The 20,262-nt window shown below is 35.3% G+C and carries 17 protein-coding genes; 10 read left to right on the forward strand and 7 right to left on the reverse strand.

All coding sequences use genetic code 11. The features are described 5' to 3' along the window. The first annotated feature begins 136 nt into the window (after positions 1-136). Both BAQ48_RS04735 and BAQ48_RS04740 read left to right on the forward strand, forming a co-directional pair. Positions 137-1,465, forward strand: coding sequence for a 2-hydroxycarboxylate transporter family protein (locus BAQ48_RS04735; protein ID WP_415783995.1), 1,329 nt, complete (start codon positions 137-139; stop codon positions 1,463-1,465). A gap of 59 nt (positions 1,466-1,524) precedes the next feature. Further along, the gene (locus tag BAQ48_RS04740; protein WP_071710172.1) at positions 1,525-2,727 is read left to right on the forward strand and encodes an NAD(P)-dependent malic enzyme; all 1,203 of its coding nucleotides are present in this window, start codon (positions 1,525-1,527) and stop codon (positions 2,725-2,727) included. Between the two features lie 290 nt (positions 2,728-3,017). Here BAQ48_RS04740 and BAQ48_RS04745 read toward each other — a convergent pair whose 3' ends face one another. Beyond that, the gene (locus tag BAQ48_RS04745; RefSeq protein WP_071710173.1) at positions 3,018-3,542 is read right to left on the reverse strand and encodes a DUF4871 domain-containing protein; all 525 of its coding nucleotides are present in this window, start codon (positions 3,540-3,542) and stop codon (positions 3,018-3,020) included. Between the two features lie 298 nt (positions 3,543-3,840). Here BAQ48_RS04745 and BAQ48_RS04750 point away from each other — a divergent pair, with 298 nt between their 5' ends. Then, complete coding sequence (locus BAQ48_RS04750) at positions 3,841-5,196, forward strand: RNA-guided endonuclease TnpB family protein (protein ID WP_071710174.1); 1,356 nt, start codon at positions 3,841-3,843, stop codon at positions 5,194-5,196. A 382-nt stretch (positions 5,197-5,578) separates the two neighbouring features. On the opposite strand, the gene BAQ48_RS04760 is transcribed toward BAQ48_RS04750, so the two are convergent. Then, complete coding sequence (locus tag BAQ48_RS04760; protein ID WP_071710175.1) at positions 5,579-6,505, reverse strand: DMT family transporter; 927 nt, start codon at positions 6,503-6,505, stop codon at positions 5,579-5,581. A gap of 121 nt (positions 6,506-6,626) precedes the next feature. Here BAQ48_RS04760 and pdxR point away from each other — a divergent pair, with 121 nt between their 5' ends. Continuing rightward, on the forward strand, positions 6,627-8,027 hold the full coding sequence (gene pdxR / locus BAQ48_RS04765; protein ID WP_071710176.1) for a MocR-like pyridoxine biosynthesis transcription factor PdxR: 1,401 nt from the start codon (positions 6,627-6,629) through the stop codon (positions 8,025-8,027). A gap of 33 nt (positions 8,028-8,060) precedes the next feature. Here pdxR and BAQ48_RS04770 read toward each other — a convergent pair whose 3' ends face one another. From BAQ48_RS04770 to BAQ48_RS04780, 3 genes are all read right to left on the reverse strand, one after another. Next, positions 8,061-8,573, reverse strand: coding sequence for a GNAT family N-acetyltransferase (locus BAQ48_RS04770; RefSeq protein ID WP_071710177.1), 513 nt, complete (start codon positions 8,571-8,573; stop codon positions 8,061-8,063). 146 nt (positions 8,574-8,719) lie between these two features. Then, entirely contained in the window at positions 8,720-10,183 is a 1,464-nt protein-coding gene (locus tag BAQ48_RS04775) for a HAMP domain-containing sensor histidine kinase (protein WP_071710178.1), read from the reverse strand. 65 nt (positions 10,184-10,248) lie between these two features. Further along, a complete protein-coding gene (locus tag BAQ48_RS04780) occupies positions 10,249-10,920 on the reverse strand; it encodes a response regulator transcription factor (protein ID WP_000238943.1) in 672 nt (223 codons plus the stop codon). A gap of 332 nt (positions 10,921-11,252) precedes the next feature. On the opposite strand from BAQ48_RS04780, the gene BAQ48_RS28380 reads away from it, so the two are divergent. Beyond that, positions 11,253-11,375 carry a hypothetical protein gene (locus BAQ48_RS28380; RefSeq protein WP_071710179.1) on the forward strand — a complete coding sequence of 41 codons (123 nt, stop codon included), beginning with the start codon at positions 11,253-11,255 and terminating at the stop codon, positions 11,373-11,375. A gap of 354 nt (positions 11,376-11,729) precedes the next feature. Here BAQ48_RS28380 and BAQ48_RS04790 read toward each other — a convergent pair whose 3' ends face one another. Next, positions 11,730-12,236 (reverse strand): GNAT family N-acetyltransferase, encoded by a 507-nt coding sequence (locus BAQ48_RS04790; protein ID WP_071710180.1) that lies wholly within the window; start codon positions 12,234-12,236, stop codon positions 11,730-11,732. Between the two features lie 226 nt (positions 12,237-12,462). Next, positions 12,463-13,269: a formate dehydrogenase accessory sulfurtransferase FdhD gene (fdhD, locus tag BAQ48_RS04795; protein WP_071710181.1), complete on the reverse strand. Its 807-nt coding sequence runs from the start codon at positions 13,267-13,269 to the stop codon at positions 12,463-12,465. A 300-nt stretch (positions 13,270-13,569) separates the two neighbouring features. Between fdhD and fdhF the strand changes: the two genes are divergently transcribed. The 5 genes from fdhF to ald all read left to right on the forward strand — a co-directional run. Then, positions 13,570-16,512: a formate dehydrogenase subunit alpha gene (gene fdhF, locus BAQ48_RS04800; RefSeq protein WP_071710182.1), complete on the forward strand. Its 2,943-nt coding sequence runs from the start codon at positions 13,570-13,572 to the stop codon at positions 16,510-16,512. Positions 16,513-16,524: 12 nt separating this feature from the next. After that, positions 16,525-17,007: a helical membrane plugin domain-containing protein gene (locus BAQ48_RS04805; protein WP_001040512.1), complete on the forward strand. Its 483-nt coding sequence runs from the start codon at positions 16,525-16,527 to the stop codon at positions 17,005-17,007. A gap of 5 nt (positions 17,008-17,012) precedes the next feature. Continuing rightward, complete coding sequence (locus BAQ48_RS27845; RefSeq protein WP_165613779.1) at positions 17,013-17,177, forward strand: hypothetical protein; 165 nt, start codon at positions 17,013-17,015, stop codon at positions 17,175-17,177. Next, positions 17,164-19,035 carry a glycerophosphoryl diester phosphodiesterase membrane domain-containing protein gene (locus BAQ48_RS04810; protein WP_071710183.1) on the forward strand — a complete coding sequence of 624 codons (1,872 nt, stop codon included), beginning with the start codon at positions 17,164-17,166 and terminating at the stop codon, positions 19,033-19,035. The genes BAQ48_RS27845 and BAQ48_RS04810 overlap by 14 nt, the downstream gene beginning before the upstream one ends. A gap of 369 nt (positions 19,036-19,404) precedes the next feature. Next, the coding region (gene ald / locus BAQ48_RS04815; RefSeq protein ID WP_071710184.1) for an alanine dehydrogenase at positions 19,405-20,262 on the forward strand (858 nt) is incomplete at its 3' end.

The raw sequence follows: 20,262 nt of genomic DNA on the forward strand, positions 1-20,262 counted from the left end.
CTTATTATAAGTCGCTTATACTTTTTTTAATTACAAAATCAATTACAAAACTTACAAAAACTATTTTTACTATTGAAAGCGTTTTAATATTGTTATTAAGAAAACAAGGGGGTGCCATATGGGAATTCGAAAGGATATGGAAGCGATATCATTATCTGAGGAGAATAAGGTACAAAGAGAATCTTTCGCTTCTAAAATTATGAATGTAAAAATCGGTGTTATACCTTTACCGTTATACGTAGTATTGGCTGCTATTATTTATGGGGCATCTGTATATAATAAATTGCCAGCTGATATGATTGGTGGATTTGCAGTTATTATGATTATGGGTATTTTCTTAGGTGACATTGGGATGAGAATTCCAATTTTAAAAAACATCGGTGGTCCAGCAATTCTTTCATTATTTGTTCCATCGTTACTTGTATTTTTTAACTGGATGAATCCAGCTTCAATGGAAGCTGCGACTATGTTAATGAAAAAATCGAACTTTTTATATTTATATATTTCTTGTTTAGTAGTTGGAAGTATTTTAGGAATGAACCGTAAAGTATTAGTACAAGGTTTCGTTCGCATGTTTATACCTTTAGTGGTAGGGACGTTAGCTTCTATAGCGGTAGGTCTATTAGTAGGTTCATTATTTGGATTTGAAATGAAGCAGACATTCTTCTTTATCATTGTACCAATTGTGAGTGGTGGTATTGGGGAAGGGATTTTACCATTATCGTTAGCTTATGGTGATATTTTAAATGAGTCATCAGCAACATTTGTATCACAACTTATTCCGGCAGCTATTATCGGGAATATGTTTGCAATTGTGAGTGCAGGCTATATGAAGCGTTTAGGTGAGAAAAAACCTGAGCTTAGTGGTAACGGTGTATTAGTGAAAACAGACAATCAAGCAGAATTATTAAAAGAACAAAATACAGAGAAGCCAATTGACTTCTCATTAATGGGAGCAGGTTTATTAATTGCATGTACGTTCTTCATCTTTGGAGGATTTGCTTCTAAGTTCATTGGGATTCCTGGGGCGATCATTATGATTTTCTCAGCAGCACTTGTGAAGTACTTTAAATTAATGCCAGCAAAAATGGAGCAAGGAGCATTCCATTTATATAAATTTATTTCAAAAAATTTAACATGGCCGTTAATGGTCGGCTTAGGATTGCTATATATTCCGTTAAAAGACGTAGCGGCAGTTCTTTCTGTAGGATATGTTGTTGTGTGTGCATCAGTTGTTCTTACAATGGTAGCATCAGGCTTTCTTGTAGGAAAAGTGATGAAAATGTATCCTGTTGAATCAGCAATTGTAACGGGATGTCATAGTGGTTTAGGTGGAACTGGAGATGTTGCGATTCTATCAGCTTCAAATCGTATGGAATTAATGCCTTTTGCGCAAATTTCAACGCGTTTAGGTGGAGCGGCAGTGGTCGTAACAGCGACAATTTTATTAAAAATGTTTTCATGATCAAACAAGCTAGCTATATTCATATAGCTAGCTTGTCAAATTAAGGAGAGATTATAAGTATGTTAGAAAATCAAATTAATGAAAGATCATTGTTATTGCATAAAGAGTTAGTAGGGAAAATTGAGATTACAAGTAAGGTGGAAGTGAATACAGCGGACGATTTAAGCTTGACTTATACACCAGGCGTGGCTGAGTCTTGTAAAGCAATTGCAGCAGATGAGGAAACAGCTTACGACTATACAGCACGTGGTAATATGGTAGCGGTTGTCTCAGATGGAACTGCAGTACTTGGTCTAGGGAACATTGGACCGAAAGCGGCTATGCCTGTTATGGAAGGGAAAAGTATTTTATTCAAGAAATTTGCGAATGTAGATGCGTTCCCGTTATGTCTAGGGACGACGGATGTAGATGAAATCGTTACCCTCGTGAAAAATTTAGAGCCTACATTTTCTGGTATCAATTTAGAAGATATTGCAGCGCCACGTTGCTTTGAAATTGAAAAACGATTAAAAGAAGAAACGAATATTCCTGTATTCCATGATGATCAACATGGAACAGCTATTGTTGTTTTAGCAGCTGTTATTAATGCATTAAAAGTTGTAAGTAAACAAATGGATAATGTTAAAATTGTTATTAATGGTGCTGGCTCGGCAGGGATTGCAATTGGAAAATTATTGTTAAAGGCTGGTGCAAAGCACATTACGTTAGTTAGCTTAGAAGGTATTGTTTGTGAAGGTGAATCATGGATGAACGAAGCACAAATTGAAGTTTCAAAAAAGACAAATCGAGAATATGTGCGTGGAACGTTAAAAGAAGCAATTCATCAAGCGGATATTTTTATTGGCGTATCTGCTCCTAACGTATTAACGAAAGAACTTGTACAAACGATGAATGAGAAAGCAATTGTGTTTGCTATGGCTAATCCAATTCCAGAAATCTTCCCTGAGGATGCATTAGAGGCTGGGGCAGCTGTAGTAGGAACCGGGCGCTCGGATTATGCGAATCAAGTAAATAATGTATTGGCGTTCCCAGGGATATTCCGCGGTGCGTTAGATGTGCGCGCGACTGATATTACAGAAGAGATGAAATTAGCGGCAGCATATGGGATCGCTAACATCATTACGGACGAAGAACGTAATGCGAATTATGTAATCCCGAATCCGTTAGATAAAAGAGTTGTTCCAAGTGTTGCAGAAGCTGTAGCGAAAGCAGCCATTGATTCAGGTGTGGCACAGATTACGAAAATGCCAAGTTATAGATAGTCAAAAGCAGTGCCCTTTTAGGCACTGCTTTTTTGAGATAAGAAATCAAAATAATGAAGAAGTGTAGAATTATTTATGTTTCTTCACTATTTATTTAATTCCATTGCAACTTGTTTACCATTTACTAAAACCTCAGTTACTGCTACGATCACTTCTATCACTTTTTTCATCTCTCATCTCTCCTCGTTTCATTTCTTACTTTAAGTATAAGAGAAGAGAGATACTTCAACTATCGAAGTACATGACGTAGAAATTACATTGTTGTAAGAAAGTGCTTTATTTTTGTCACTTTACTTAGCGGTGATTACAAATTGCTCATAATATTTTTCATTTACATATATGTTTAATACCCATAATCCAGATGAAGGTAGTGACATAGTGAGTGGGAGTTCGGTTGTAGTAGAATCAATTGTATTTGAAGTAGTCCAAGTTGGTTTAGAAGTTTCTTGTTGAAAGAGTACGGGTGTTGGGGTTACTGATCCTTGTTTTAGTGCAACAATAGATAGTTTTCCAGTTGGCATTTCAGGATCTAAAAAGTACCACATCATTTCATTGTGTTCATTTGCGATAATAGGTTTATCAGCCATTGCGACTTTTTCTTCGATGCCTTTTAAAGGTATTTTTTCTTGTATGAAGGAGGGTGTTTCTTCCCAATTTACATCTTTTAAAACGCTAAGGTGAAAGAAGGAAGGTGCATTAACTTGAGTGGATGACGTTGCGATAGCTTCTTTTTTAGGTGCTTCTGAATCTGGCTGCGCTTGTGTACATCCAGCGATGAGAAAGGAGAAAAGTAGCATAGTTCCAATTTTTTTCATGGTTTCACACTCCTAATTTTTATCCTTTTCGGCAATTCAGATGGAGATGAATTGCCGTCAGTCAATAAGGCTGAACTTTTTTGTTTCTTTTTGTCTTACGATACAATATACCCTTAGATAAGGAGGGAATAGATCGTAAGACAACGAAATTGAATAATGATAATCATAATCATTCGGTTACTTGAGCCAAAAGGAATTACGATGAAGACTATATTCACATTTTGTTCCGTTTCGTTTCAAATATTATCTTAGGAAAGAAATAATTTTAATGAACTCTCTAAGAAAGGTGGTGAAAACAATGGCTAGAAAGAAAGCAGTGAAAGTATTACGTAAACAGAAGAAAAGAGAAAATATACAACGATTCACGCAGAAACAAAATATCGGACGAGCTTGTCTCACGGCTAAAGAATTTCGTTTACTTCAGCGCATGTCACATAGTTCAAAAGCATTGCGAAATGTTGGGTTGTATACCATTAAACAAAGTTATTTGAATCATAATAAAATAGCTACTGTAAAAGAAGTGGATACCGCCATGCAAGCCGATATGAATTACTGGGGCATGCAATCAAACTCTGTCCAAGCCATTCGTAGAGCCTTATATGCAGAAGTAAAAAGCTTTTTTAAAGCATTGGAACAGTGGAAGAAAAAAACTGAGAATTTCACAGGGCGTCCTAAGTTTCCGAATTATTCTCGTTCCACTGACAAAAGAATTATTGAAATCTATCAAGTGCCAAAAGTAGATGAGAACGGGTATTGGATGATTCCGATGAGTGTTGCGTTCAGGCAAAAATTCGGTTCCATTAAAATACGTATGCCTAAAAACATAAGAAATAAAAAAATCTCCTACATTGAGATTGTACCGAAGCAAAAAGGTCGGTTCTTTGAGGTGCATTACACATATGAAGTGCACGTTTCTCAAATGAAGAAACCATCCACGACTACGAGTAACGCTTTGAGTTGCGATTTAGGTGTAGATAGATTAATAAGTTGCGTAACCAATACAGGTGATGCCTTCTTAATTGATGGGAAAAAACTAAAATCCATTAACCAATACTTCAACAAAATGATACGTAATCTAGGGCTGAAAAATGTGGAAAATGGACTTTCAAAACGAGTTGTAACGAATCGAATGGCTGCACTTTGGCATAAACGAGAAAAGCAAATAAATGGTTACATTTCACAAACGGTAGGCCTGTTGTTCAAAAAGGCGAAAGAATTCGATATAGATACGATTGTCGTAGGGTATAACGCTGGCTGGAAACAAAAATCTGATATGGGAAAAAAGAATAATCAAAAGTTTGTTCAAATCCCGTTTCATAAACTGATTGCAGCAATTGAGAATAAATGTATAAAAGAAGGTATCCGATTTTTCAAACAAGAAGAAAGCTATACTTCAAAAGCTAGTTTTCTTGATAAAGATCCGGTTCCTGTTTGGTCTAAGGAAGATAGAACGCATTATCACTTTAGTGGTAAACGAATGACTCGTGGTCTGTACCAAAGTAAAGCAGGAACATGTATTCACGCTGATATTAATGGTGCATTGAATATATTGCAAAAATCAAAAGTTGTACAATTGGATGACAACCTCAAAGTGAAAGCGCCGATTCTATTAGAAGTGCAAAAACGTAAGGCTGTTGCTTTGTGCATAGCTTAGTGGGTGCGTCAACCATCCATGTGTACTCGACTTTGTCGGGGCTTGTAGCACACGCCGGATTCATCTGAGTGGTGGCTTCTTCTACAAGGAAGAACTGCTTTTTTTTCGAAAGGGTGGTGCAAGTGGGAAAACAATCGTTCGTTGTCAGTACCAACCAAAAACATACTTGGGGTGTTACCGTAAGGTTGCATGAATGCTAGAGCGTCAAACTGTCTAGCGATAGATGAAAAGACCTAGCGTTCGAACTCAAGCCCCCACTGAAACGTTTCATCTCAGTGGGGGTAGTTGACTGTTAGTGTAATTGTATTTGCCAGAAAGCGGGACAATTCCTTTAAAGTATAAAAAGAGGTCGTAAGTTTTATACGACCTCTTTTGACATTTTCTATATTTGTTCAGTTGAATAGGCTGGATCGCGCTCTTTTTGAGGCATCGTTAAGAAAATGACAGAAAGAACGATACATATGCCGCCTAGTAATTGATACGCTCCAAACGATTCATTTAGCCAAGCGATTGAAACGATGGCTGCTACAAGTGGTTCGATGCTAGATAAAATACTAGTTTCTGTTGCAGCTAAATATTTAAGACTACCAATATAAAGAAGGAAAGAAAGGGTACCACTTATGATGATAAGAATAAGCATAGAAAAAGTTTGGAGTGTGAAGGTTTGCGAAATTTGATTCCACCCAAAAGAACGATTACAAATAAGCAGTGCAATGCCTCCAATTAACATGCCCCAGCCAATTACTACAGTTGTTCCACATTCTTTAATAAGGGAAGCAGGATGAAGGGTATAAAATGCAAATCCAATTGCTGTTAATAGACCAAAAATAATGGCTTCTTTTGATAAAACAATATTTTCAATTGAACCGTTTGTAATAATAAAGTACGTCCCTGTTAGTGCTGTTATAATTGCGAGTAGTTGCAGAGAAGCAGGGAATTTTCGTTGTTCAAATGCGACATAAATGGTAATAAGAACAGGACCTAGAAATTGAAACAATGTCGCTGTGACAGCATTACTAATATGAACTGTTTCGATAAAGGCATATTGGGCACCGAGCATGCCGAGAATAGAGAAAATAATAAGTTGTATAGAATGTCTAGGATGTTTCCAAATTTGAAATATGTTTTGTTTCTTTATAAGCAAGAAAGATAAAATAAATATTCCCGCAAGCAACAAGCGAATTGTTAAAAAATCAATTGATGATACGTTAGTATGCTGAAAAAGCCACTGAATCATTGGACCAGATAACCCCCATAAGGTAGCTCCTGTAATAATCATAATGAGTCCAATACGTCTATTATTGTTCACTATCATGCATCTCCTCTCTAGTACTTGATTTTTTTATGTGTGACATGATAAAAGGAATTATATATAAAATCTGGTACTGTAAAAAGTATCAGATTTTAGTTTTATTAAGGGGTCAGATATTATGTTGGAATTAACGCCTAATTTAAATACGCAAAGTAAAATAGCGTTGTATGTGCAATTGTATGAGTATATAAAAAAAGAGATTAAAGATGGAACGATTCCAGCCTTTACGAAATTACCGGCTAAAAGAAAGCTAGCGATCTATTTACAAGTAAGTAAAAATACAGTAGAAGCCGCGTATGAGCAATTACTTGCAGAAGGGTATATTGAGTCAATTTCGAGAAAAGGTTACTTCGTATGTGAAATTGAGCAAATGATTCATGTAGAAGGAGGCGAAGATAGAATAGAGGAGGTCTCCTTTCTGGAGAGGGATTATACATTTGATTTCACACAAACAGGAGTCGATACAAATACTTTTCCATTCAATATGTACCGAAAACTTATAAATGACGTATGGCAGCCACACAATAATGAGTTGCTCTTTCTTGGTCACCCACAAGGAGAAGTGAGTTTAAGAGAAGAAATTGCAAATTATTTGTATGAATCTAGAGGTGTGCGTTGTTCGCCGAGTCAAATTGTATTAGGAGCCGGTACACAAATATTAGTAAAGTTACTGTTTCAGTTATTACAGGGGAGCTGTTATGCAGTCGAAAACCCAGGGTATCATAGGAAAATGGTTGCATTTGAACAAGGAGAAAACAGAGTTCAAATGTTATCTTTAGATAGGGATGGAATTTGTATTGCAGATTTAGAAAATAGCGATGCGAATGTTGTATTTGTTACACCGTCTCATCAGTTCCCGTATGGAATGATTATGCCTATCACGAGAAGGATGCAGCTTTTACAATGGGCGAAGAGAGAAGAAGGTAGGTATATTATTGAAGATGATTACGATAGCGAATTTCGTTACTCGGGAAAGCCGATACCTGCACTGCAAGGGTTAGATGCAGATGGGAAAGTTATTTATATGGGGACGCTATCGAAAGCATTGTTACCATCGTTACGGATGAGCTATATGGTGTTACCGAAGAAACTAATTAAAACGTATCAAAAGAAATATTTATTTTATACACAAAGTGTTTCAAGAATAGACCAAGAAGTGATTAGAAGATTTTTAAATGAAGGGCATTTTGAAAAACATATTCATAAAATGCGTGTCGTCTATCGGAAAAAGAGAGATCGACTTATTTTTGAAATAAAGAAGTATTTCTCTAATCGTGTTGAAGTGATAGGGGAAGATTCAGGATTACATATTTTATTAAAAGTGCATAATGGAATGCGAGAAGAAGAACTAATTAAAGAAGCTGCAAAATATAGTATTAAAATATATCCTGCTTCAACATACTATAAAGTCGGTACCGCACCGGAAAATATAGTCTTACTTGGATTTGCAATATTATCAGAAGAAGAAATTGCGAAAGCGATTCAATTATTAAGTACGGCGTGGTTTACAAGAAAGTAAAAAACATCCTCACACACGAGAGGATGTTTTTTATTATTTATTTTCATCTAAGAATAAGACCATATGCTCTTCGTCCCAATATTGTCCGTTATATTTTAATGAACGTTCTTGCACACCGAATGTTTTAAATCCTAATGATTCATAAAGTTTTTTTGCTCCATCGTTGCCAACAACAACATCAAGCATAACTTGTTCTACTTCTAAAGATTTAGCAAGTTCAAGACATTCTTTAATCAGGGATTTTCCTGCTCCAAGTCCACGTGCCTTTGGAGAGACATATACAGAACCGATCTTAGCCTTATGTTCTTGTTTTACATATGGTTTCGTTTCCAATGTCGCAACTCCGATTAAATTACCATCTTTAAATGCACCTAGCGTATAGTTTTCATCTTGTGCTAATTTTTGTGCTTTATATTCAATCGCACACTCTTTATTAATAATATCTTCATAAGAAGAGCTGAAAGCTTCAGGGTTTTGCTTTAATCCTTCTACACGAAGTTCTAAGTAAATTTCCGCTTCGTCTTTTGTTAATACATGGATATCCAATTATATCACCCTCCAAATCTTTGACAAATGTATCTTTATTTTATATTGAAATAAGAATAATTTCAAAAGCTTAGCTTATATGAGCAAATTTTATGAACAAAATAACACCAGTAGTGTTTACTACTACTGGTGTTTTCACACTCATATTATTCAAAAGGTAGTTCAATTATAAAGTTTGTTCCTACTCCTAATTGGCTTGTTACTAGAATGGAACCGTTATGCAATTCTACAATTTCTTTTGCAACAGCTAGCCCGATACCTTTTCCTCCAGTAGCTCTCGTTCTGGATTTATCAACACGATAAAAACGATCAAAAATATGCGGGATATCTTCTTCAGGAATACCTTCTCCTTCATCTTGTACACTTATTGTAAAAGAATTTGTTTCTGTGAGTACGCGTATCGTAATAGTGGTGTTTTCTAGCGAATGTTGATAAGCATTGTGTAATAAATTTAACATAACTTGCTCCATACGTCTTTCGTCTATGCAAACTTCTACATCATCTTTGCAGTATACATGGAGTTGCATTTGTTTGTTCGTTAATGTTGTTTTTGTTTTTTCAACCATTCGTTCTAAAAATGGTTGAAGAAGCATTTTTTGTTTTTTTATAACAAACTGGTGTTGTTCTAATTGTACAAGCATAAATAAATCTTGTACGAGATCGGTTACACTATCTGTTTCGTCTTCAATGATTTGTAAGTATTCTTCACGTTCTTCTTTCGTTAGAGAATCTCTTTTGGCAACCTTCGCATAACCTTTCATGTAGGTTAATGGGGTTAATAATTCGTGAGCAACACTAGCGAGAAATTCGTTTCGCTCTTTTTTCATATACGTAAGTTCACTAGATAAATCCTCAATAGTTTTAGCCAAACTTCCAAGTTCGTCGTTTCGTTTAATCCCTAATTGAATAGGCTTATTTAATTTTGACATTTTTTCTGTTGCTCTCTTCATTTTTATAAGTGGTTCTGTAATAACACGAGAAAAAACAAAGACAGAAATAGTCGTTAAAATAATTGTCAAAATACTAATGATAAGAAATTGGTTCATGAGTTTAAGTAACATATTTTCTAAGAAAGATGTTTTTAATAACATATATAACTTTCCTTGAAACTCTGTTGTGTTAAGTGGGCTTACCGTTGTGATGAATTTTGATTTTTTCCAGTTCTTTTCGACGATCAATCCGCCTTCTGGAAGAGTTTCTGTTTTACAAGTAAGTTGTTTTTGCATTGCCTTTGTTACGGGCTCTGAAGTGGAAATAATTTTACCACTATTGTCCGTTATAATGATCGCTATATCAGAGTTAGCAATTGATTCTGATTCAACTAAGTGTTCAGCCTCATCCACGATATCGAACTCTGGGTACACAGGACGTTTAGGGTTTTTATTGTATTCAGCACGTTCAGTATGTTTCTTTTCTTTAGTAAATGCACTCCACTTTGCGCGGTTTGTAATTTTGTTACTATAGCGATTACCTTTTTCTAAAAGAGCAAGCGTTTCCTCCTCAATGCGCATTTTTGAAATGCTTTTGTAAAAAGAAACGAAAGCAATTGTTTCAATACATAAAGCTAATATTAAAAAGTATGTCCCAATTTTAAGTGAAAGTTTACTCATTTTCTCACCATACCTTATTTCATATAAAGGGTCAGTGATATACTATTGTTCACTGACCGAAGTAATTATTCACCTTTCCATTTATATCCGACTTTATAGACAGTTTCTAAGTAGTTTTCAACAGGAAATCCTTTTTTGCGTAATTTATCACGGATATTGCGAATATGTGAATCGATTGTTCTATATTCGATGTCTGTTTCATAACCCCAAATTTTTTCGATTAAATCATCTCGGCTATAAGCACGGTTTGTATTTTGTAAAAATAGTCCAAGTAACGAAAACTCGATAGGAGTTAGTGAGATTTTTTCGTCATATACTGTGACAGTATGTTTTGTTTTGTCCCACTCAATACCATTGAAGCCAACAAAGCCATCTTTCTTTGTACGGCGTAATATTGCTTCAATTCGTGCGACTAATACATGTTCATCAAATGGTTTTGTAATATAGTCATCAGCCCCCATGGTAAGACCTTTCACCATATCGTAATTTTGATTACGAGCTGTTAGCATAATGATTGGAACGTTGGATATTTGACGGATTTGATAGCAAGTATCCCATCCATCCATATTCGGCATCATAACATCTAACAAAATAATATCGAAGTCTTTTTGTTCGATTAACTTTAGTGCTTCAAGGCCAGAGTTAGCTTTCATACAAAAATAGCCGCGAGGGCTTAAGAACAGATCTAATAATCGTAACATACGTTCTTCATCGTCTACTAATAAAATTTTAACCATAATCTTGTGCACCCCAAACTGTTCATTCTATTTGTATAGTTTACATGAAAATAATAAAAAACTCTTTTTATCTGATTGGAGTGGAAGAGTTATTTTTCGCTCAGAGTAATTGACATAAAAAATGCACTAGTTTTGCACAACTATTTTTTATAATAGAAAACGTAGCGACACAAAATACCCTATGTTGCGACATAACGTCATGTCATTTTATTTATAAAATGACAATTCCATTCTATTGTGTATGTGAGATAGAGAGGGTTTTCGTATTCACCTCGCATCGGATAAGAAAAATTTCCTATCTCACACTTTTTTTAAAAAAGGAGATTATACACATGAATCCAAAAGAAGAAATTTCACCAAAAGAAAAGCAAGATCGTAATACGGTTGTAATGTGTGTTGCCGTATCTATGGTTATTATTATAAGTTGTGTAAATAAATTTCTAGGGATTTTATAATATATAAAAGCTTATTGCTTCTTAAGAAGCAATAAGCTTTTTTCGTTGTTAGGGGGAGTGTTCATATAATAAACCAAGGTAAAATTGCTAATCCAGAAGTTACAATTGCTGTAGTAAATATTAAAAGCATAGCTCGTTTGTTATGTTTCATGTCACATTCTCCTCTACATATCAAGTACATGCGATCAGCGTGGGATGTAGTTCCCCACTGAGTAAAGTTTCACTTTACACTTTTAGTATAATGAATGGAAAGGTTTGGTACGATCGATAAAGGTGACATGAAGATTACATTGTTGTAATGAAAAAAGCACCTTTCTTGATCAAAAGGTGCTTTTGGAAAGCTATATTGAAGTATTACTCATTTAAGAACAGAACCATATGTTCCTCGTCCCAATATTGACCGTTATGTTTTAATGAACGCTCTTGTACGCCGTAAGTTTGGAAACCTAATGACTCATATAATTTTTTTGCAGCATCGTTACCAACGACAACATCGAGCATAAGTTGTTCTACATGTAATTTATCGGCATTTTCAATAATTGCTTTAATTAGGGCTCGTCCTGCTCCGAGGCCACGCGCTTTTGGGGAAACAAAAACAGAGCCAATTTTTGCTTTATGTTCTTGTTTAATGAATGGCTTTGTTTCTAAAGTAGCAATGCCGATTAAATCGTTATCTTTGAAGACCCCTAGAGTATACTTATCCGGATTGCTTAATCGTTTTGCCATAGCAGCTACAGGATTCTCATGTTTAAGAACATCTTCATAAGAAGAGCTAAAAGCTTCTGGGTTCTGCGTTAAACCTTCCATACAAACTTTTAAATATATTTCTGCGTCCTCTGTCGTTAATAAGCGAATTTCCATATTTGTAACCTCCCTGGTGGATTTCAAATAAATCCATTACTTGTATCAGATTGTGTATGCGTTTTGTTAGCAGTCTCTTTTAATTTGTAAAAGAATGAAAAGATATATGCTACAATATTTTGTTTTTGATTATGTAATGAAATTATATATTAACTTTATTAACTATTCAAGTCTTTAATATATTACATTTTTATAACTAAAATAACTCCTCGATTGAGGAGTTATTTTAGTTATTCGATTGATAACCATCAATCCGATGTGGGTGTGTGTAAATATTACAAGATTCATTTCTAATAAATCCTACGACTGTAATGCCTAAATCGTGAGCGAGTTGCAATGCTAGTTTTGTTGGAGCGGATTTAGATAGAACAATTTCACATCCGATTTTTGAAACTTTGAGTAAAATTTCAGATGAAATGCGTCCGCTGAATGCGATGATTTTCCCTTTAACTGATATATTGTTGCGCAAACAGTGACCATATATTTTATCTAATGCATTATGTCTTCCGATATCCATTCTTGATAGAAGGATATTGTTTCGGTCGCATAGCGCGGTATTGTGAACACCGCCGGTTTGGCGAAAGGTAGTGGAAGATTGTTGTAAAGTATTCATTAAGTGAAAGCATTCTTCAGGAGTAATTTTTACGTGTATATCATGTAAATCTTTTGCTTTTGCAGCATCGTTAACGAAAATAAAACCTTGTCTACCTTTTCCGCAGCAAGAAGTGATGTATCGTTTATTATATAAAGTTTGATAGAGCGGATTTACTTTTGATGATGTTACATGGACAATTCCGTTATCTTTTTGAACCCATAGTTTTTCAACATCTTTATAGGAAGAAATAATTCCTTCAGAAATTAAAAAACCAATTACCATATCTTCAATATAATTTGGTGTGCATACGACTGTTACATATTCTTCACCATTTAATTTAATAGTAATAGGAGATTCAGTAACAATCTCATCAATTTGTTTTGAAAATGTACCAGATTGATAGCGTACAATTGTATAAGTCTCTTGCGTATCCCCCATATTAAACGCCCCTTTTATATGTATTATTCTCCCATGTTTATCATAAAACATTGAAAAAATAAAAACATCTATTAAAAGGGAGATAACAGATTATTTTGGTTATTATTGTATATGTACGATATAATAGAACTGTAGAATAGTGACACTTGTAAGCTTTCGTAGTGATACCTTATAACATCTAGAATCAACTTCATAAGAAAAGTATTCGGACAGAGTGTTTCAAAAATATGTACAGTAATGCGTTTTTGAAAACGGATTCAAAAACGTGTTGTACAGTTGGTTGTAAGGAGAGGGGAAACTATGGCAGAACAGACAGTCCGTGTAACCGTTGATGGTAAAGAATTTTCCGCATCGGGTGAAAAGACGATACTACAATTATTTAACGAGAGTAATTTGGAACATCCTCAAATTTGTCATGTACCAGAAGTAGATCCAATTCAAACTTGTGATACATGTATTGTAGAAGTAGATGGAAAGTTAATGCGTGCTTGTTCAACGAAACTCGAGAACGGTATGCATATTGAAAGACAGTCCCAGCGTGCAAAAGAGGCGCAGACTGAGGCGATGGATCGAATATTAGAAAACCATTTATTGTATTGTACCGTATGTGATAACAATAACGGTAATTGTAAAGTACACAATACAGTGCATATGATGGGAATTGAAGAACAGAAATATCCGTATGAACCGAAAGTAAGTGCGTGTGAAGTGGACATGTCACATCCATTTTATCGATATGATCCAAATCAATGTATTGCTTGTGGGCAATGTGTAGAAGTATGTCAAAATTTACAAGTTAATGAAACGTTGTCAATTGATTGGAGTCTGGATCGTCCACGTGTAATTTGGGACAATGGTGTAAGTATAAATGACTCATCTTGTGTGAGTTGTGGGCAGTGTGTAACAGTATGTCCATGTAATGCGTTAATGGAAAAAACAATGCTAGGTGAAGCTGGTTTTATGACGGGATTAAAACCAGATGTGTTAGATCCGATGATTGATTTTGTAAAAGATGTAGAACCAGGATATAGCAGTATTTTAGCAGTTTCAGAAGTGGAATCTGCGATGCGTAAGACGAAGGTTAATAAAACAAAAACCGTTTGTACATTTTGTGGTGTCGGTTGTTCATTCGAAGTATGGACGAAAGACCGGCATATTTTAAAAGTGCAACCTGTTTCAGATGCGCCGGTTAACGGTATTTCCACATGCGTAAAAGGTAAATTTGGATGGGACTTTGTAAATAGTGAAGATCGCATTACAAAACCATTAATTCGTCAAGGAGATATGTTTGTTGAAGCCACTTGGGAAGAGGCTCTTGAGGTGGTTGCATCTAACATGCAACATATTAAATCAGAATATGGCAGTGATGCATTTGGTTTTATTTCTTCTTCGAAAGTAACGAATGAAGAAAACTATCTTATGCAAAAACTAGCCCGTCAAATATATGGAACAAATAACGTAGATAATTGTTCACGTTATTGTCAGTCTCCAGCGACAGACGGTTTATTTAAAACTGTCGGTATGGGCGGGGATGCTGGAACAGTGAAAGATATCGCTGAAGCAGGTCTTGTTATTATTGTTGGTGCAAATCCAACAGAAGGCCATCCTGTACTTGCGACACGTGTAAAACGTGCTCATAAATTACACGAACAAAAATTAATTGTGGCAGACCTTCGCAAACATGAGATGGCAGAGCGAGCGGATTTATTTATTCATCCACGTCAAGGAACGGATTATGTATGGCTTGCTGGTATCACGAAATATATTATTGATCAAGATTGGCATGATAAAAAGTTCATAGCTGAAAATGTAAAGAATTTTGATGAATATAGCAAAATGCTAGAAAAATATACGCTTGATTATACCGAAGAAATTACGGGTATTTCTAAAGCTCAGTTAAAAGAAATGGCTCGTATGGTATATGAAGCAGATGGTACTTGTGTACTTTGGGGAATGGGTGTAACTCAAAATACAGGAGGAAGTACAACTTCAGCAGCAATTTCAAATTTACTGCTTGTTACGGGTAACTACCGTCGTCCTGGTGCAGGTGCATATCCGTTACGAGGACATAATAACGTGCAAGGTGCTTGTGATATGGCAACATTACCAAACTGGCTTCCGGGTTATCAAGCAGTTTCAGATGATACGCTTCGTGCAAAATTTGAAAAAGCATATGGTACTACTATTCCGAAAGCACCAGGTTTAAATAATATCGCAATGTTACTTGCAGCAGACGAAGGAAAACTGCGTGGTATGTATGTCATGGGTGAAGAAATGGCTTTAGTGGATTCGAATGCCAACCATGTGCAACATATTTTAGCGAATTTAGACTTCCTTGTTGTTCAAGATATGTTCTTATCAAAAACAGCTCGTTTTGCTGATGTCATTTTACCGGCGGCGCCAAGTTTAGAAAAAGAAGGAACATTTACGAATACAGAGCGTCGTATTCAAAGGTTGTATGAAGTATTGAAGCCACTTGGTGATTCCAAACCAGATTGGTGGATTTTGCAAAAAGTTGCTCGTGCACTTGGTGGGGATTGGAATTATGAAAACCCAAGTGAAATTATGGATGAAATTGCATCACTTGCCCCGTTATACTCTCAAGCAACGTACGACCGTTTAGAGGGATGGAATAGTTTATGTTGGGGTAGCCATGATGGCAGTGATACACCACTATTATATGTAGACGGATTTAACTTCCCAGATAAACTTGCTCGTCTATCATTAGATGAATGGGTACCACCAGTTATAGCGCCAGATGAGTATGATTTACTTTTAAATAATGGCCGTATGCTAGAGCATTTCCATGAAGGAAATATGACGAATAAGTCGGCTGGAATTTTATCTAAAGTGTCTGAAGTCTTTGTTGAAATTTCACCTGAACTTGCTTTAGAACGCAAAGTTAAAGATGGTGGTCTTGTAGAATTAGCATCACCATTTGGGAAGATTAAAGTACAAGCACTTGTTACAGATCGTGTAACTGGAAATGAGTTATATTTGCCGATGCATGCGACAGTAAATGAAGAGGCAATCAATATTTTAACAGGAACAGCAACCGACATTTATACATGTACACCAGCTTATAAACAAACGATGGTGAAACTGCGCGTATTACGTGAAAAAGGAAATCGTCCATTACCATCTTCAAACCCAAGAGATAAAAAACGTCATCCGCAAAACGGTGTTGAAATTGAGCAAAAATGGCAGCGAAAACAATATGTATCACTTGTGGACCAGAATTAGGGGGCGGAGATAATGGCAAAAGAGATTACTTTAATCAAAAAAAAGGTTGTAACAGAAGAAGAGAAAAAACAGCAATTGGCAGAGGAACTGTTCACTGAGTTAGCGAATAACCGTGAAGCAGTCGAGGAAACAATGCAGTTATTGGCACAATTACAGAAAGCTGGCATTTTAGATGCAGCGATTAGTTTACTTGCTGCAAAGGAAGATGTGTCCAAAATTGCTGTGGAGCAATTAAATCGTGAGCCAGTTAAAAATGCATTAAACAATATGATGGGTGCAGGAGAAGCGTTATCTTCAGTTGACCCAGAAGTAACGAAGCAAATTACATCAAGTTTAGTTACTGGATTGCAATTTGCAACGGATGAATTAAATAGTGGTAAAAAAACGAAGGTAATGGATTTCTTTAAAGTGTTAAAAGATCCAGATATCAATAGAGCCATTACATTCGGTTTTAGCTTTTTGAAAGCATTTGGACAAGGACTAGAGAAAAAATAGAGTAGATGAAAAAAGTGATGGGAAATAGCCATCACTTTTTTCATTGCATGTATAAGAGTGTTCATGTTAAGCGGAATATATTATTATTAAAAAGATGGATTGGAACTGGAAGTATGGAATCCATCTCAAATATCGTTTTAGAATTTGGAGGAATATATGCAACACCGTAAAAAACTATCTATACCAGGAGTAATGGGACATTCCTTTCAAACAGTTAAATTTGCTTTTTGGAATGTATTAACCTTTCAACTTGCTTATAAATTATTAGCAGCGATTGTATTTGTCCCGCTATTTGGGATCATTTTTAATAAGTTATTGTATTTTGGTGGTTATGCAAATGCAACGAATGATGAGTTATTAGCATTTTTAAAAACGCCATACGGCATCTTGGCAATTGTAATTTTGTCATTGTTAGCACTGTTTCTTATCTTTACGGAATTTGCGGTGCTTATTATTATTTCGTATTTCGCTCATAAAAGACAAAAGGTGAAATTACGTCCGATTTTATATAAAACGGTAACGTATTTACCTACTCTTTTCACATATTGCTTACCGGGATTTATTTTATATGCTGTCGTATTATTGCCTCTTTTAAGTAAGGGATATGAAACGGCACTAATTCCGCAAATTCAAATTCCTAACTTTATTACAGGAGAACTGTTTAAGACAACGATGGGACAAGTTGGTTATTACACATTCTTTGCTGTAGTTGCGTATTTGAACCTGCGCTGGATTTTTGTTTTACCTATTGTTGTATTAGAGCAAAAGCCGTTTCGCACAGCAGCGCGTAAAAGTGCAAGGTTAGTAAAAGAAAGCTTTTTGAAAGTACTATTCTTTTTAGTAGGCTTTTTCATTTCAATAGGGATTGTGTATGTTGTATTTTTTGGAATATATTTATTATGTCTATGGGGTGTGTATGAGTTTACGAACCCGCAGGGAACATTTGCATTATTAGCTGAATCAACAATCTCTGTGTTTTTAACGAGTACATTGTATTTATTTAGTTTTATCGTGACACCATTTTATATTATGGCGATTACGCGATTGTATTTACAAAAGGTTCCCGTCGAAGATGTTTTATTAGAAGAAGGATTAGATTATTCGAAAACGAAAGCTGATAAATGTTTCTTCCAAAAACATCGTTGGAAATTTATTGGTGTATATATTGTAGGAATTATTACTGCAGGAATGGTCGTTGCTTTCATTGTAACGTTTATTTCGAATTCGTATAAAGAACCGATTATTATGGCTCATCGTGGTTATATTTCAAAAGGTGTAGAAAATACGAAAGAAGCTGTGCAAGGTGCTATTGATGCAAAGGCAGACTACGCTGAAATAGATGTATTACAAACAAAAGATGGTGAACTAGCAGTTATACATGATTTGAAGTTAAAGCGTCTTGCCAATGCCAATGTGCATGTGTCAGATTTAACGATGGATGAGTTAAGGCAGCTTACTCTTAGCCAAGATGGGTTCACAGGGGAAGTTAGTACATTAGATGAGATTATTAAGCTTTCAAAAAATAAAATAAAACTCAATATAGAAGTGAAGCTTCATGGTGGTGAGAAGGACTTCGTAAATAAAGTACTAAAAACAATTAAAGATAATGACTTTGAGAAACAATGCGTTATTCAAACATTGCATTATCCCCTTATTAAAGAGTTTAAGCGTGCAAATCCAGAGATAAAAGTAGGATATATACTGTATGCGAGTAGAGCTAACTTAAAGAATGTGAAGGCTGATTTTTATGTAGCAGAAGAATACATGTTAAATAAGAAATTAGTAAAAGAAGCAAGAAAGTTAAATAAGCCAATTTACGTATGGACAGTAAATGATATGGAAAGTTTAAAAGGTTATTATAAATTGAACGTAGATGGTATCATTACCGATTATCCTGAATCGGCACGTGAAACAATTAAGATGTTAAAAGAGCAAGAAGCAGAAGAAAGTGATTTGTTCGATAAAATTACGGAAACAACAGATGATTTGTTTTCGAAGTTATTTATAAGTTATCCAGCTGCTGGCTAAATGCTAGCAGCTGTTTTTTTGTGAAAAGAATATATCTCTAAAGTATTGTGTAAAATAATAAGTGTATATGTATACGTGGTTATTTGGGTTTCTTACATTGTTACATTATTGTCAAATAATAAATGATTACTGTTTGTTTGGAGTAAGTATAATAAAAATAGAGTGCTAGATAATGGGGTGACACGGAATACCTAATAGAATCAATGTTTTATATATTTACACTATTCTAAATATATAAACTTTAAAAAAATAGTATGTTAGCGTTTTCATAACTTTTAAGTTATGCTAGAATAAGGACATAAGTTATTAATTATTACAAAAAGAAAAAAGACTTTCTTTTTTCTGTTAATTATAAGGGGGCATTTCATTATGCGTATTGGGGTACCAGCAGAAATTAAAAACAACGAAAACCGTGTGGCAATGACACCAGCAGGTGTTGTACATTTAATTCGTAACCATCACGAAGTATTCATTCAAAAGGGTGCAGGTTTAGGATCTGGTTTCACAGACGCTCAGTATGTTGAAGCAGGAGCGAAAATTGTTGATACAGCTGAAGAAGCTTGGAACATGGAAATGGTTATGAAAGTTAAGGAACCAATTGAAAGCGAATACAAACACTTCAGTGAAGGTTTAATCTTATTCACATACTTACACTTAGCTCCAGAGCCAGAATTAACAAAAGCTTTAATCGAGAAGAAAGTTGTTGCGATTGCATACGAAACAGTACAATTAGACAACCGTTCATTACCATTACTTGCACCTATGAGTGAAGTAGCTGGTCGTATGGCTGCACAAATCGGTGCACAATTCCTTGAGAAAAACAAAGGCGGTAAAGGTATCTTACTTGCAGGTGTTCCAGGAGTTAAACGTGGTAAAGTAACAATTATCGGTGGTGGACAAGCTGGTACAAATGCTGCTAAAATTGCAGTTGGACTAGGTGCGGATGTAACAATCATCGACTTAAGCGCAGAACGTCTTCGTCAATTAGATGACATTTTCGGAAACCAAGTAAAAACTTTAATGTCTAATCCTTACAATATTGCAGAAGCTGTAAAAGAGTCTGATCTTGTAATCGGTGCAGTATTAATCCCAGGTGCAAAAGCGCCAAAACTTGTAACAGAAGAAATGATTAAATCAATGGAACCAGGTTCTGTTGTTGTAGATATCGCGATTGACCAAGGTGGTATTTTCGAAACAACTGACCGTATTACAACTCATGACAACCCA

Source organism: Bacillus luti, from assembly GCF_001884105.1.
In the GTDB taxonomy this organism is placed as follows: Bacteria; Bacillota; Bacilli; order Bacillales; family Bacillaceae_G; genus Bacillus_A; species Bacillus_A luti.